Origin of the sequence: Desemzia incerta (assembly GCF_900115825.1) — a bacterium.
GTDB classification, from domain to species: Bacteria; Bacillota; Bacilli; order Lactobacillales; family Carnobacteriaceae; genus Desemzia; species Desemzia incerta.
On record NZ_FOXW01000001.1, the window covers coordinates 163,355 to 178,530 of the forward strand.

A 15,176-nucleotide genomic window follows, 5' to 3' on the forward strand; every position below is an offset into this window, starting at 1 on the left:
GAGTCAGGATGATAAGTAGACAGGTTCTACTTGATAAGTGGGCACAAAAAACGGGTCAGGATCTCAAGTAGACAGGTTCTACTTGATAAGCAGGCACAAAAAACGAGTCAAGATCTCAAGTAGACGGGTTCTACTTGATAAGTAAGTACAAAAAATGGGTCAGGATGATAAGTAGACAGGTTCTACTTGATAAGTGGTCACAAAAAATGGGTCAGGATGATAAGTAGACAGGCTCTATTTGATAAGCCGACACAAAAAACGAGGTAGGATATCAAGTAGACAGGTTTTTACTCGATAATTAACGAAAAACAACAAAAAGAACGCTCATTGGATCATTGTCCAATGAGCGTTCTTTATTTATAGAAAAAATTTTCTTTCTTAGAGTAGTAATTAAATCAATACTTTATCTAAAAAGTCTTTTGTACGTTCATGTTGTGGATGGTTGAATAGTTGTTCTGGTGGTCCTTCCTCGACAATGTAACCACCGTCCATAAAGATAACACGATCCGCAACCTCTTTAGCAAATCCCATTTCATGGGTAACGACTAACATCGTCATTCCTTCACGAGCTAATTTTTGCATAACTTCCAGAACGTCCCCAACCATCTCAGGGTCAAGTGCACTGGTTGGCTCATCAAACAACATAATATCAGGCTGCATCGCTAAAGCACGAGCGATAGCCACACGTTGTTTTTGTCCACCAGAAAGAGATTTCGGATAGTCGTCCGCTTTCTCAGCTAACCCAACAGTTTCCAACAAGCTTAAAGCCCGGTTACGAATCTCTTCGTCTGATTCATCTTTTAATTCTTTAGGTGCCAACATGATATTTTCGATAACTGTTAGATGTGGGAACAAGTTAAAGTGTTGGAACACCATTCCGATATTTTCGCGAATCTTATTGATGTTTTGAGATGGATCAGTCAAATCACGATCATCGATAATAACTTTTCCACCTGTGATTTCTTCTAGATTGTTCAAGCAGCGAAGGAATGTACTTTTACCTGATCCAGAAGGACCGATGATACAAATAACTTCTCCTTCTTGCACTTCCGCGTTTAAATCCTTTAAGACTTCTAAATCGCCAAAACTCTTTTTAAGGTGTTCTACTTTTAATTTAGTCATTTGACAATCTCCTTTCCAATACAGATGAAACCCATGTCAGAAGCGTGATAATCACAATATAGATGATTCCGACAATCAACCACATACTACCTGATGAGTACGTACGAGCAATAATAATTCGTCCTGTTTGTGTTAATTCTACTATACCGATTACCGAAAGAATAGACGTATCTTTCAGAGTAATAACAAATTGGTTGATCAATGATGGAATCATGATCTTAATAGCTTGCGGTAAAATGATTTTTCTCATTGAAGTATTGTAAGAAAGCCCCAAACTTCTACCGGCTTCTAATTGTCCTTTGGCTACGGCTAAAATACCTCCACGTACTTGTTCAGAGATATAAGCGGCTGTATTCAGTGTCAATGTTGAAACACCAGCTACAAAGGCCGTCATTTTAATATCAAACAATTGTGGTACTGAGAAGTAAATAAAGAAAGCTAATACGATCAATGGAATACCACGCATGATTGTAATGTAAATAGATGAAATAGCGTTTAATACTTTATTTGGACTAGCATTGAATAAACCAAGGATAGTTCCTAACACTAAAGCAATAGCAAATGAAATCAGTGTTAAGACTAGAGTTTGACCTAAACCACGAGCTAAATCCGACCAGTTGCTCGCGATTAAGCTGAACAAACCAGTTCCAGTTGCTTCTTCAGCATCTTCGCTGATGTAAGTATCAATAATTTCGTCGTAGGTTCCGTTTTCTTGGATATTTGCTAAACCTTCATTGAACATTTCCAATAACTCTGGGTTTTGATCTTTGTTTACTGCAAAACCGTAAACATCTCCTGCTTCAGGCTCAAGAGGGAATTTTAATTTCAACCCTTGTTGAACAGCGTATGCCATAACAGGGTAGTCATCAAACACAGCATCTGAGTGACCAGCGATAACATCTTCGTACATTGTGGCTGAATCATCAAATTGGTTGACTTCAATGTTGTATTCTTCTTTTAATTTATTCACGAAGTTTGCACCAGTCGTTCCAACTTTTACAGCGACTGTTTTGCCTTCCAGGTCTTCATAAGTAGTGATTTCTTCATTATCTTCAGCAACGGCCATTACGGTTCCAGCTTCAAAATAAGGTTCAGAAAAGTCAAATGATTCTTCACGTTCTGGTGTGATACTCATAGCAGCGATCATACCGTCAACTTGATTAGTTTCTAAGGCTTGCAATCCAGCACTAAAGTTTAAAGGCTTTAACTCAATCTCGAAGCCTTGATCTTCTGCAATTGCTTTTATGATGTCAACATCGATTCCGACGTATTCGCCGTCTGCGTTTTGAAATTCAAATGGAGTGTAAGTAACATCCGTTGTAATGAGGTATGGATTTTCGGGGCTTCCTTTGTCGCTTTCTGTTTCTGTTGCTTCCGCTTCTAAGGGAATGAAAATGGCAGCCATACTGGCTAAGGCCATAATAAAGGTAAATAATTTCCTTTTATATTTGTACATGGTTCTCTCCTCCAATTTTTCTATACCCTTAACATTACTTTATGAATGGCACCTTTTCAAATATAATGCCTTAAAGTACGCAGATTTTCGACAAAAAAGAATATGAATTAAATTAAGAAAGGGTTTTTAAATGTTGCAATAAAGGGATCCCCAACAAAAAAAACACTATATCAGTTTCCAGCTAGGATTCTGATATAGTGGTCTGTTGATTAAACGTATTTGACGAGTTTTTTCAATGGATCAGTCCCGAAATGTTCTTCTAAATACAATAAGATATTGGCGCAAGCCACACTATCGGCTAAAGCATTATGGTGATTATCTAACCTGATGTCTAAAGCATCGCAGACAGTATTTAATTTGTGATTTGGCAATTCATACAACAATTTCCGGCTGGACTGAACAGTACACAAGGTTTGGTAACTTGGACGTTCGATTCCGTAATAATCCAAACATCCGTGAAGGACGCCACGATCAAATGGAAGATTGTGAGCCACGATCAACTGGTTTTGAGTGAATAAAGGTTGGATCTCAGGCCATATTTGCGCAAAAGTTGGAGCATCAACGACATCACGTTCATGTATTCCGTGGATTTGAATGTTTTTTTGATTAAAAAAGGTATCTGGTTTCAAGAGTGTATAATAATTGTCGACGATTCTACTGTCGCGAACGATCGTAAGAGCTACAGAGCAGGCACTATGTTTCTGGAAGTTGGCTGTTTCAAAGTCAATAGCTGTAAAATTCATTTCTTTCCTCCGCTTTCTGATACATTAAAGATAAAGATATTGTAGCACAACTTTTTTAAAGAAAAATCATTATTAAAATAAAATGATATTCCTGCTTGAATGTAATCCATTACACAAGATATAGTCTATTTGTGAAAGCGGTATAATTTAAGGAGGCTGAATTATGAAACATCAAACATTGCGCCCATTTCCAAATGACTTTCTTTGGGGAGGCTCGACCAGTGCTTATCAAATAGAAGGGGCATGGAATGAAGGCGGAAAAGGACCTTCAGTTCAAGACACGAAGACCATCCCTAGTGACACATCTGATTTCAAAGTAGCTGCTGACCATTACCATCATTATAAAGAAGATGTAGCGATGTTAGCAGAAATGGGATTCAAAACGTATCGGTTCTCTATAGCTTGGACACGTATTGTTCCAGATGGCGACGGAGAGGTAAACGAAGAAGGAATCCAATTTTACGATAACTTGATTAATGAACTGTTAAAACATCGTATTGAACCTTTAGTAACGGTTTACCACTTTGATCTGCCTGCAGCATTAGAAGAAAAAGGTGGATGGAGCAACAGAGCAACGATTGAGGCTTTTGTACGTTACTGCGGGATTTTATTTGACCGCTTCGGGGATCGTGTCAAATTCTGGCAAACGATCAACGAACAAAACATGATGATTTTATCTGCTGGGGCAGTGATTGGCGGCGGAGCAACCACGATGAAAGAAACTTATCAGCAAAACCACCATATGCTATTGGCTCAAGCTCGCGTGATGAAAGAGTGTCATGACAAATTGCCGGATGCTAAAATCGGACCTGCACCAAACATTTCAACGATTTATCCAAAAACAAATGATCCATTGGACATCCAAGCTGCGCAAACGTTTAATGCGGTACGCAACTGGCTGTATTTGGATATGGCTGTTTATGGAAGATACAATAATGTAGCCTGGGCTTTCTTAGAAGCCAATAATGCCACTCCAGATATGGAACCAGGTGATGAAGAGACGTTGAAATCTGGATTGGCTGATTTCATTGCATTTAATTACTACAGCTCCGGCACCGTAGAATATTACCCGTTGGAAGAAGAAACAGATTCCGTGGAGGCTGATCAGCAAAAAGGTCAAGGAGTACCAGGATTTTTCCGACAAGTAGAACATGGCGCTCTTGATAAGACAGAATTTGGGTGGGAAATTGACCCAGAAGGATTGCGGATCACTGCAAATGATATTTACTCGCGCTATGCTTTACCGTTAGTGATCACTGAAAATGGTTTAGGCGGAAGAGACACATTGACAGAAGACGGTAAAATCCATGACACTTATCGAATCAATTACTTGCGCGATCATATCAAGCAAGTTCAATTGGCGATCACAGACGGTGTAGAACTATTTGGTTACTGCCCATGGAGTGCAATTGATTTGATCAGTACTCATGAAGGTTTCCGCAAGCGTTATGGCTTTGTTTACGTAAATCGTTCTGACTTTGATTTGAAAGACCTTTCAAGGTTACGCAAAGACAGCTTCTATTGGTATAAAGATGTTATTGCATCAAATGGTGAAAATCTAGCATAAACCAAAAGCAGTTTAGAGATGAATGTGTCTCTAAACTGCTTTTATTGATTATAAAAAGGGTTTATTTAGAATATTTTTCTTCAATTCCGCTGAACCAGTAAGAGAAAACAATACCGATGATGAGCATTACGATAGAGAATACCAGTGTCATAGCAAATGAAAGTCCTGATGAAGCCAAACCTTCTGTTGAAAATGCTGGGAAAATGACGGTCGGAAAAATCGCCAATGATGAACCAATGACCATACCTAAGATAAAGTGGTACATTTTAGCGTAAAAGCGATCGAACAACCAACTAGCTAATTTAGCTAACAATAGTACACACAGTATACCACCAAGAACTAACGGAATAATAACACTAAAATCAAATGCGCTGATACCAGCAGACATTTTTTCATATAAACCAAAATAAATTAGGAAGTTGCTGGGGCTCATCCCTGGAACGATCACACCAAGACCAATCAAAGCACCAGAGAACATCCATGTTAAAAATCCAGGAGCTAACTGCGTCAATGATTGTCCACCAATGACCATCAATAAGAACAGCCCAACAGCACTCACGACAAGAATACTCATATCTGCTGCACTGCGACCTTGTTTTCCGGCACTTTTCCATAAAGAAGGGAAGGTTCCTACAACAAAGCCAATAAACAAACAGGTAAACATAGCTTCATATTGCCCAAAAGCTTTCTCCACAAAGGCAGAGAAAATCACTACCCCTATGACTCCACCTATACCGACTGGCAAAAAGTAACGCACATTTCTTGCAAAATTTTTGGTAATATTGGCTAAGAAATCAATAATTTCGTCATACAAACCAAAAATAACGGCTAATACGCCACCTGATAAACCTGGTAAGATTCCGCCGATTCCTACAGCAGCCCCTTTAAGTAATCTAATAAACCAATCTCTCGATGAGTTTTTCTCGTTTATCACTCATTTTCTCTCCTTTAAGAACTACTTTTTTCAATAAGTTTCATTATAAACAGAATTTGTGACGATACACAAGCATTTATACAAAACGTAATAAAACATTAAAAGTATATGGATAGACAAATTATCTTAAAAAAATTCTAGAAAACGCTTGCCTATATCATTTAGTTATATTAAAATTAAGTCATAAATAAGTAAGCGCTTACAAAAAAGGAAGGAGGATAGCATTAAGCGCAAAGAAGTCTCTATTTTTTTGTCACCTTTTTCAATTACTCGTTTATTATATGGCATGATTAATGCATTTATTAGGAGGAAAAAGAATGGATAAGGTTATGAATTTTCTTGAAGAAAAAATGGCGCCAATTGCTTATAAATTAGATTCCAATCGGTATTTAACAGCTATCAAAAGTGGTTTTTTTGCAGCAATGTCTATCTTGATTATTGGTTCGGTTTTTTTACTATTAGCTAACTTGCCAATTAACGGATATGCAGATTTTATGGCCAATATTTTTGGCGACAACTGGTCAGAATTCTTTATGGTTCCTTATAACATGACGATGAATATCATGACACCGTTCGTAATTGTAGGGATAGCTAAATCATTGTCAAGCCATTATAAAGTAGATGATGTAGCAGGTATTGTATTATCTTTAGTAGCTTTCCTTATTCTTACACCTAGTTTAGTAACACCTGAAGGCGCAACTGGTATCCCTGCTTCTAACTTAAGTGCCAGCGGTTTATTTGTTGGTATGATCACAGCCATCTTAGCTACTGAAATTATGAGAGCTGTCATACAACGTGGTTGGGTCATCAGAATGCCTGAATCTGTTCCAAGTAACGTAGCACGTTCTTTCTCTTCATTGATTCCTGGACTTTTTGTTATTCTATCTTTTAACATTATCAGAATGTTGTTTACTTTGACTCCATTTGAAACAGCACACAACTTTATTTTTGAAGTGTTGCAAACACCTTTATTAGCTTTAGGCGGATCACTTCCAGCTATGATTATTGTCTTATTATTTGAAGCTATTTTATGGTCTTTTGGTATCCACGGATCTCAAATCGTATCTGGTGTAATGTCACCGATCTGGTTGTCTTTGACTGCTGGAAACGCTGAGGCTTTTGCAGCAGGACAAGCTTTGCCGAACATCATCAACTCTCAATTTTACGACAATTTTATCAAACTTGGAGGAGCAGGAAGTACATTAGGGTTAGCGTTATGTGCATTATTCTTTGCAAAATCCAAACAATTTAAGACTTTAGGTAAACTAGCTATCGGACCTGGGCTGTTCAATATTAATGAGCCATTAGTATTTGGTATTCCTATTGTATTGAATCCTATCATGTTGATTCCGTTTATTATAAATCCAATCATTATGGCTGTTGTTGCTTATGTAGCGATGTCTACAGGTCTGGTGAATGTCGCTAATGGCGTCAATATCCCATGGACAACTCCTCCAATCTTCTCCGGATTCTTGGTCAGTGGTTGGACAGGAGCGCTATTACAAGTCTTCCAAATTGGATTAGGCGGATTAGTATACTATCCATTCTTCAAAATGGTTGACCAAAAAGCTTATATGGTAGAACAAGGAAAATCTGAAGAAGAGATTCTTGCAGAACAAACTTCTGATACAAATGCACCGACCGGAACACCAACAGCTTAATTCTAAGTTGAGAGCACAAAAAACGATTCATTCTATTTTACTAGAATGAATCGTTTTTTTTGTGCTTACTATACTTCAGAAGAGTCATCGACAAACTTCCCATGACTTGGAACAGCCAATTCATCAAATTGATTTGCAAGATGCTTTAATTTCTCTGTTAGTTCAGCGCCTTGCATCAAAGGACCGTGTCCGGTCACCGCAATAATAGGTTCTAATGAAGCTAACTTTTGTACGGATTCTTTAGCCGCTGGCCAATCCGTTGTTAAATATCTTGGAGGTCCGCTCAATTCTTTCTTTTGAGTCAGTACATGATAAAGAGATTCTTGTTTAGTCGTTACGAAAGCATCTGCTGCTATTAAGAGACGATCTTTTTCTCTAAACAAAGCTACTTGACCTGGAGTATGTCCAGGAACGTGAATCCATTTGAAATCAGGCAGGTGAGGAACTGTTCCGTCAGCCGGTAATGAATGGATGTGTGAGGCTAAATTAATGGGTTCGACAGGGAAAGCTGCTGACATTTTAGCAATTAATCCGCCTTCTACAGTAGAATCCCCAGTAGGATAGCTTTCTTTTCCTGTAAGGTACGGAAGTTCCAATTCATGAGCATATACAGGAACGTCCCAGTGATTTACCAATTCAATGACTGAGCCTACATGATCAAAATGTCCATGGGTCAAGATGATGGCTTTTGGACGACTGTCCTTTCCAAAACGTTCTTCCACGGCCGCAATGATGTCTTCAGATCGATTAGGTGTACCAGCATCAACGAGTACAAAATCCCCACTCACAATGTCTCCAATCATATACAAATTAACAAATTGAACAGTGTACAAATAAACATCCGGTGTTACTTCTCTTCCTTCATTTCGTTTGCGAGAGGTCATAGGAATAGTTTTATAGTCATTTCCATAATACATAGATGAATCCATAATTAGCCTCCTTATAATAAAGTTTTAGACACCATCATTCTAACAAGTAAATAAAAAAAGTTCAGTTGATACCTCTTGGTTAACGATGATTTTCTTGTCGAATGATTTATTGTTGAAGATTCTTTTGGAATAAAGCTTGACTGTAATGGATTACACAAATTATAGTGAAGACGTAATCAAAAGAAAACGTTTTCCAAGGAGGATAACAATGACTAAAGAAGCTTTGAAAATTGTTACAATTGGTGGAGGTTCAAGTTATACACCTGAATTGATCGAAGGATACATCAAGCGTAAAGATCAATTGCCTATCAAAGATATCGTGCTGGTGGATATTGAAGAGGGAAAAGAAAAGTTAGAAATTGTTGGAGAAATGGCAAAACGAATGGTAAAAGCTGCGGGACTAGATTGGAACGTAGAACTGACATTAGACCGTAAAACAGCTTTAAAAGGCGCTGACTTCGTGACCACTCAATTTAGAGTCGGTTTACTGGATGCACGTGTGAAAGATGAACGAATTCCTTTGTCACACGGCGTTTTAGGACAAGAAACAAATGGAGCAGGCGGAATGTTGAAAGCTTTCCGTACGATTCCGGTTATTTTAGATATTATTGAAGATATGAAAGAACAATGTCCAGATGCTTGGTTGGTCAACTTTACAAATCCAGCTGGAATGGTTACTGAAGCAGCAATCAAAGTAGGTGGATGGGAAAGAACAGTTGGTTTATGTAATGTGCCGATCGGTCACTGCTCATCAGCTTCAGAAAAATTAGGAATTCCTGAAAATGAATTGTTCTTTAAATTTGCGGGAATCAATCATTTCCATTGGCATCGTGTATGGGACAAAACTGGAAAAGAAAGAACAGCCGAATTGATCGATATTCTTTACGGACCTGATCAAAATGAAGACAACAATCATTTGAAAAATATCCATAGTGCTTCATTCCACTATGAACAAATCAAAGACTTAGGCATGCTGCCATGCGGATACCACCGTTACTACTATATTGAAGATGAAATGCTGCAACATTCGATTGAAGAGTTTGAAAAAGGAGAAACAAGAGCTCAAGTCGTAAAAGAAACAGAAAGACGCTTATTCGAACTTTACAAAGATCCAGCATTGGATTACAAACCAGAAGAATTATCTCAACGCGGCGGAACACACTATAGTGATGCAGCGTGTGAGATCATCGCTTCTATCCAAAACGACAAACGCACAGAAATGGTCGTGTCGACTCAAAACAACGGCACAATCACTGATTTGCCATACGACAGTATCGTTGAGGTTTCTGGTGTGGTTACGGCTCATGGAGTAGAACCGTATAACTGGGGTGCATTCCCGTCAGGAGCTGCAAGAGGAATCATCCAAAATATGAAAGGGATGGAAGAAACAGTTATTCGTGCAGCAGTAGAAGGGAACTATGGGGCTGCATTACAGGCCTTCACAGTAAATCCCTTAGTGCCAGGCGGAACGATGGCTAAAACGATTTTAGATGAATTACTTTATGCCCACAAAGATCATTTGCCGCAATTTGCCGATAAAATCAAAGAAATAGAAGAGACTCAACCTGAAACAGTTGCGTATGTCGATGAATTGATGAAAAGCAATAATCCTGCTTTAGTAGGAAACGTAGAAAACTAATCAAAAAGAGGAACAAGCAGTCAATGTTAGAAACTTGACTGCTTGTTTTATTTTGGTAGTGGAAGGAGAGTCTGGATTTAGGTGAAACGGGTGCTGTTTTCGGCCATGGTGATCAAAGATGATGTGCTCATGGCCGATAAAAAATGAGTTTGGGCCATAAGCGCGGTTTTATAGTAGCTGATGGCAGAAATACAGACAATAGTCGGCCATGAGGGTGAACACCCAGCTGCTCATGGCCGGACTTTTGTTGAAAAGAAGCAGCACAAATTTAGGCAAACAAAAAAACCTCCAACAAGAAATTAATTTCTTGTCGGAGGTTTTACATCATGAATCGATTATTTATCTTTTGGTGGGAAAACGACTTTTCTTAATTCCATAAGGACAACTGCAGCTAAAGCTAAACCAGCAGCAATTCCCCATTGTTCTAGACCGAAGTCAGCAGGAATATCAAAGATTGAACGTACACCAGGCAACATTGTGATACCATATAATGCCATACAGAAGATAAAGGCATAAATAGCATACATGTTAGAGAAGAAACCTGCACCAATAGATGTTTGTGTGTTTGAACGAGCTGGGAAAACTTGCAACGTACGAGACAAGATCAATGTCGTAAAGGCCATTGCAACACTCATTTCGTCAGAGTAACCTAAACCAATGTATTGAGAAATGATAACAGCAGTACCAATCAAGACACCACGGAAGACTACTGAAGAGAACGTACCGCCTGCGAAAATACCTTCATTTGGATCACGAGGTTTACGTTGCATTACATTTGGTTCACCAGGCTCCATACCTAAAGAAATAGCTGGGATAGAGTCGTTTACTAAGTTAATGAACAATAATTGTAGAGCAGTGAAAGGGCTGACCCAGTTCATCAATAAAGCAGCAATGATCGCGATGATCGCGCCTAAGTTACCTGAGAATAGGTAAGCAATAGCTTTTTTGATGTTGTCATAAACATTACGTCCAACTTCAACAGCGTTGATGATAGAAACAAAGTTGTCGTCCGTCAATACCATAGCTGCAGAGTCTTTTGCAACGTCAGTACCACTACCCATAGCAACCCCGATATCAGCTTGTTTCAAGGCAGGAGCGTCATTAACACCGTCACCCGTCATAGCAGATACTTTATCTTGATCTTGCCATGCACGAACGATACGAATTTTATTTTCTGGAGAAACACGAGCGTATACAGAAATGTGTTCCAATTTGCTGTGTAATTCTTCTTCACTAAGAGCATCTAATTCTTGACCAGTCAAGGCAATATCGCCTTCTTCGAAAATACCGATGTCACGAGCAATAGCACGAGCTGTTGTTTTGTGGTCACCAGTGATCATAACAGTTTTGATTCCAGCACTTTTCGCTTCAGCAACCGCGCCGTATACTGCTTCACGAGGAGGGTCGATCATAGCCATCAAACCAGCTAAAATCAAGTCATTTTCATCATCAAAACTTAATTTATTACCTTCAGGAAGCGGTTTGTAAGCAAAGGCCAACACACGCAACGCACGGTCTGAGAAAGATTCATTTTGATCTTGTAAAGCTTTCAGACGTTCTTCAGTCAATTCAACGACTTCGCCATTCAACAGCATTTTAGTACTGCGGCCAAATACAACATCTGGACCACCTTTAGTTAATAGAAGACGTTCGCCATCAATTGTGTGGACTGTTGACATCAATTTACGATCAGAGTCGAATGGCAATTCAGCTTCACGAGGATACGTTTTACGTACATCTTCATAAGGTTGGTTTAATTTATTGCTGAAAGCAATCATGGCAACTTCAGTAGGGTCGCCTAGTTCTTGTCCAGCTTCGTTGATGTTAGAGTCATTAGCTAAAACGGCAATTTCCATCAAACGTTTTTCATCAGTTGACCATGATTCAGGAGAAGCATTAAACTCACCAGATTGACCGTTTGGTAAGAAGTAATCTACAATTGTCATTTTGTTTTGAGTCAATGTACCAGTTTTATCTGTACAAATAATACTTGTTGATCCTAAAGTTTCTACAGCAGGCAGTTTACGGATGATTGCATGTTTCTTCGCCATCTTGTTTGTACCCACAGATAATACAATCGTTACGATCGATTGCAAAGCTTCTGGGATAGCAGCAACTGCAACAGCTACAGCAAACATGAAGGCGTTCAATAATTCAGTTTGAACATCTGCAACATCACCGAAGAAAATACGAGCAGCTTGGATACCGAAAATCAAGATACTTAATAGTAAGATTCCGACACCCAATTTTTTACTGAATGAATCTAGTTTCTTTTGTAATGGAGTTTGTTTAGTTGAAGCGTCGTCGATCAAGCTGGCAACTTTACCCATTTCCGTGTTGTTTCCAGTTCCGGTAACAACAAATAGACCACGTCCATAAGTTGTTAGTGTTCCACTAAAGACCATGTTAGAACGGTCACCTAAAGGAACATCTCCGCTCAATTCTTTAGTGTCTTTCTCAGAAGCGACTGACTCACCAGTCAACATACCTTCTTCGATTTGCAATGAACCGGCTTCGATCAAGCGTCCATCTGCAGGAACATAATCCCCAGCATCTAAACTTACGATATCTCCAACAACCAGTTCTTTTGCAGGGATCGTTTCTTTTTTGCCGTTACGTTGTACTTTAGCAGAAGGAGCAGACATGTTTTTCAAAGCGTCCAATGAACCTTCAGCTTTTCTTGTTTGAACAACACTCAAAATCGAGTTGATCATCAATACAGCAAAAATGATAAGAGATTCTGTTACTTCACCTAGTAATACTTGAATGACTGCGACAATTAAAAGAACGATAACCATTGCATCTTTAAATGTTTCTAAAAACAACTTCAAAACGGAGTCACGTTTCTTTTGCTTTAACTCATTAAGACCATCACGTTCTTGTCTGCGTTTGACTTCTGCATCTGATAACCCCTCTCTTGAAGCTTCGAATTCCTGAAAAATTTCTTCAGTACTTTTTTGATAATTTTCCAAATTTTACACCCTTTCTTAATTTCGTAGCAGTATGTTGATAAGTGCTAAGGAGAACTATTACTACTATATGAGATAGTTGTATTTTATTGATACATCTAACATACTATTCTAGCTGTTTTTTCACAAGAAACAGAACTTGTAGTTGAACTGTCAAAATGCCTAACTGAACTTATTTTGGCAGCTGATCAGCTGGATTAAAATGTGCTATCTCTTCTATCGACTCCTCCTGAATAAATTTGACAATAAAATCGAAAAAAAAAGAGACTTATGCGGAATTGTTTATGGTTCAACAACTGCATAAGTCTCACTATTTAAGACAACACCAGTAGAACGTTACCCCTACTTGCTGGTGATGTTGCCACAGCATCTGCTGCCAGTTACTCCCTTATTGGTTCTTATCGATTTCATCGTTATTTAGTATATCGTATTCTGAAACCTGACGCAACAAAAAAAGCTAAACTCATCATGCAAAAATATTTCCATAAAAGAAAAGAAAAATGAAAACGATTTAATTTTTTTTGAAATATGCGAGACAAATCAAATTTTTTTTGTTATGCTTTAAAAGTATAAAGGTTAAAAAATAAAAGTATAGTCATTTAAAAAGGAGCTAATAAACATGCAATATACATTTCCCGAGAATTTCTGGTGGGGTACAGCAGCAAGCGGCCCACAGACTGAAGGTGTTTTTGAAGGCGATAACAAAGGAGACAGCATCTGGGATTACTGGTATAAAGAAAGCCCAGAATTATTCTTCAATCAAGTAGGACCAGAAAAAACTTCTGTCTTCTATGAAAAATTCCAAGAAGATATTCAATTGATGAAAGAAACAGGTCATACGACATTCCGTACATCAATTCAATGGAGCCGATTGATCCCAAATGGTACAGGAGAAGTGAATCAAACGGCAGTCAACTTCTATAATGAAGTTATCGACGAATTGATTGCCAATGATATTGAGCCGTTTATAAATCTGTATCATTTCGACATGCCAATGAAAATGCAAGAAAAGGGTGGCTGGGAAAGTCGCGAGACAGTAGAGGCTTATGTTGCTTTTGCTAAAGTATGTTTCGAGTTGTTTGGAGACCGTGTTAAAAAATGGTTTACGCATAATGAACCGATTGTTCCTGTAGAGGGCGGTTACTTATATCAATTCCACTATCCAGCAATCGTAGACATGAAAAAAGCTGTTCAAGTAGCTTTCCATGAAATTTTAGCTAGTGCTAAAGCGATCAATGTTTATCATGAAATGAATTTAGGTGGAGAAATTGGGATCATCTTAAACTTAACTCCAAGCTATCCACGTGATGAAAATAACCCTGAAGATGTAAAAGCCGCTAAAGCAGCTGACGCATTCTTTAACCGTTCATTCTTAGATACAGCCGTAAAAGGTGAATTCCCAAGCGACCTAGTTGAGATTTTAAGTGAGATCGATGTTTTACCTATTATTGAAGAAGGCGACTTAGAAACAATCAAGGAAAATACCGTTGATTTACTAGGGGTAAACTATTACCAACCACGTCGAATCAAAGCTAAAGAATCAACAACAAAATTAGCTGAAGGTCCGATGCCGGATGATTTTTTTGACAACTACGAAATGCCAGGACGTAAAATGAATCCTTACCGTGGATGGGAAATCTACGAAAAAGGGGTTTACGATATCTTGAAAAACTTGCGTGAAAATTACGGCAACATCAAATGTTACATTTCAGAAAATGGAATGGGTGTTGAAGGGGAAGAACGTTACGTTAACGATCAAGGAATCATTGAAGATGATTACCGTATTGAATTCGTACAAGATCATTTGAAATATGTGCACCAAGCTATTCAAGAGGGAAGCAACGTACGTGGATACCATATGTGGACATGCATGGACAACTGGTCATGGACAAATGCTTATAAAAACCGCTATGGATTGATTGCAGTAGACTTAGACAATAATCACAAACGTACCATCAAGAAAAGTGGGCGTTGGTTTAATGAATTGGCAAAAAACAATGGTTTTGAAGCCTAATAGATAGTTAGCAATAGGCAAATACGGATGCACTCTACCATATTGGTATGAGTGCATTTCCGCTTCATTTAAGTAATAAAAAACTTTAGTAATTAATTAAAATGTGAACGATATGTGAAAAATACAAACTTCTTTTATAAAA

The 15,176-nt window shown here is 38.3% G+C and carries 10 protein-coding genes; 4 read left to right on the plus strand and 6 right to left on the minus strand.

All coding sequences use genetic code 11. The features are described 5' to 3' along the window. Positions 1-390: 390 nt before the first annotated feature. The 3 genes from BM137_RS00810 to BM137_RS00820 form a co-directional block, all read right to left on the minus strand. Entirely contained in the window at positions 391-1,122 is a 732-nt protein-coding gene (locus tag BM137_RS00810; RefSeq protein ID WP_092479214.1) for an amino acid ABC transporter ATP-binding protein, read from the minus strand. Then, positions 1,115-2,578, minus strand: coding sequence for an amino acid ABC transporter substrate-binding protein/permease (locus BM137_RS00815; RefSeq protein ID WP_092479216.1), 1,464 nt, complete (start codon positions 2,576-2,578; stop codon positions 1,115-1,117). Before BM137_RS00815 ends, BM137_RS00810 begins: the two co-directional genes overlap by 8 nt. Positions 2,579-2,787: 209 nt before the next feature. Next, positions 2,788-3,321: a 3'-5' exonuclease gene (locus BM137_RS00820; protein ID WP_092479218.1), complete on the minus strand. Its 534-nt coding sequence runs from the start codon at positions 3,319-3,321 to the stop codon at positions 2,788-2,790. Positions 3,322-3,484: 163 nt separating this feature from the next. On the opposite strand from BM137_RS00820, the gene BM137_RS00825 reads away from it, so the two are divergent. After that, positions 3,485-4,888: a glycoside hydrolase family 1 protein gene (locus tag BM137_RS00825; protein ID WP_092479220.1), complete on the plus strand. Its 1,404-nt coding sequence runs from the start codon at positions 3,485-3,487 to the stop codon at positions 4,886-4,888. A 61-nt stretch (positions 4,889-4,949) separates the two neighbouring features. On the opposite strand, the gene BM137_RS00830 is transcribed toward BM137_RS00825, so the two are convergent. Continuing rightward, positions 4,950-5,822 (minus strand): DUF368 domain-containing protein, encoded by an 873-nt coding sequence (locus tag BM137_RS00830; RefSeq protein WP_092479222.1) that lies wholly within the window; start codon positions 5,820-5,822, stop codon positions 4,950-4,952. Between the two features lie 317 nt (positions 5,823-6,139). On the opposite strand from BM137_RS00830, the gene celB reads away from it, so the two are divergent. After that, positions 6,140-7,483: a PTS cellobiose transporter subunit IIC gene (celB, locus tag BM137_RS00835; RefSeq protein ID WP_092479224.1), complete on the plus strand. Its 1,344-nt coding sequence runs from the start codon at positions 6,140-6,142 to the stop codon at positions 7,481-7,483. Between the two features lie 68 nt (positions 7,484-7,551). On the opposite strand, the gene BM137_RS00840 is transcribed toward celB, so the two are convergent. After that, positions 7,552-8,412, minus strand: coding sequence for an MBL fold metallo-hydrolase (locus tag BM137_RS00840; protein ID WP_092479226.1), 861 nt, complete (start codon positions 8,410-8,412; stop codon positions 7,552-7,554). A 208-nt stretch (positions 8,413-8,620) separates the two neighbouring features. On the opposite strand from BM137_RS00840, the gene BM137_RS00845 reads away from it, so the two are divergent. Beyond that, positions 8,621-10,051 carry a 6-phospho-beta-glucosidase gene (locus tag BM137_RS00845; RefSeq protein WP_092479228.1) on the plus strand — a complete coding sequence of 477 codons (1,431 nt, stop codon included), beginning with the start codon at positions 8,621-8,623 and terminating at the stop codon, positions 10,049-10,051. Positions 10,052-10,386: 335 nt separating this feature from the next. Here BM137_RS00845 and BM137_RS00850 read toward each other — a convergent pair whose 3' ends face one another. Beyond that, positions 10,387-13,023: a cation-translocating P-type ATPase gene (locus BM137_RS00850; RefSeq protein ID WP_092479230.1), complete on the minus strand. Its 2,637-nt coding sequence runs from the start codon at positions 13,021-13,023 to the stop codon at positions 10,387-10,389. A gap of 616 nt (positions 13,024-13,639) precedes the next feature. On the opposite strand from BM137_RS00850, the gene BM137_RS00855 reads away from it, so the two are divergent. After that, positions 13,640-15,034 carry a glycoside hydrolase family 1 protein gene (locus BM137_RS00855; protein WP_092479231.1) on the plus strand — a complete coding sequence of 465 codons (1,395 nt, stop codon included), beginning with the start codon at positions 13,640-13,642 and terminating at the stop codon, positions 15,032-15,034. Positions 15,035-15,176: the final 142 nt, after the last annotated feature.

Bases quoted from the DNA above. Each gene is read 5' to 3' on its own strand.
- BM137_RS00810 (WP_092479214.1), bottom strand. From the start codon at position 1,122: ATGACTAAATTAAAAGTAGAACACCTTAAAAAGAGTTTTGGCGATTTA.
- BM137_RS00815 (WP_092479216.1), bottom strand. From the start codon at position 2,578: ATGTACAAATATAAAAGGAAATTATTTACCTTTATTATGGCCTTAGCC.
- BM137_RS00820 (WP_092479218.1), bottom strand. From the start codon at position 3,321: ATGAATTTTACAGCTATTGACTTTGAAACAGCCAACTTCCAGAAACAT.
- BM137_RS00825 (WP_092479220.1), top strand. From the start codon at position 3,485: ATGAAACATCAAACATTGCGCCCATTTCCAAATGACTTTCTTTGGGGA.
- celB (WP_092479224.1), top strand. From the start codon at position 6,140: ATGGATAAGGTTATGAATTTTCTTGAAGAAAAAATGGCGCCAATTGCT.
- BM137_RS00840 (WP_092479226.1), bottom strand. From the start codon at position 8,412: ATGGATTCATCTATGTATTATGGAAATGACTATAAAACTATTCCTATG.
- BM137_RS00845 (WP_092479228.1), top strand. From the start codon at position 8,621: ATGACTAAAGAAGCTTTGAAAATTGTTACAATTGGTGGAGGTTCAAGT.
- BM137_RS00855 (WP_092479231.1), top strand. From the start codon at position 13,640: ATGCAATATACATTTCCCGAGAATTTCTGGTGGGGTACAGCAGCAAGC.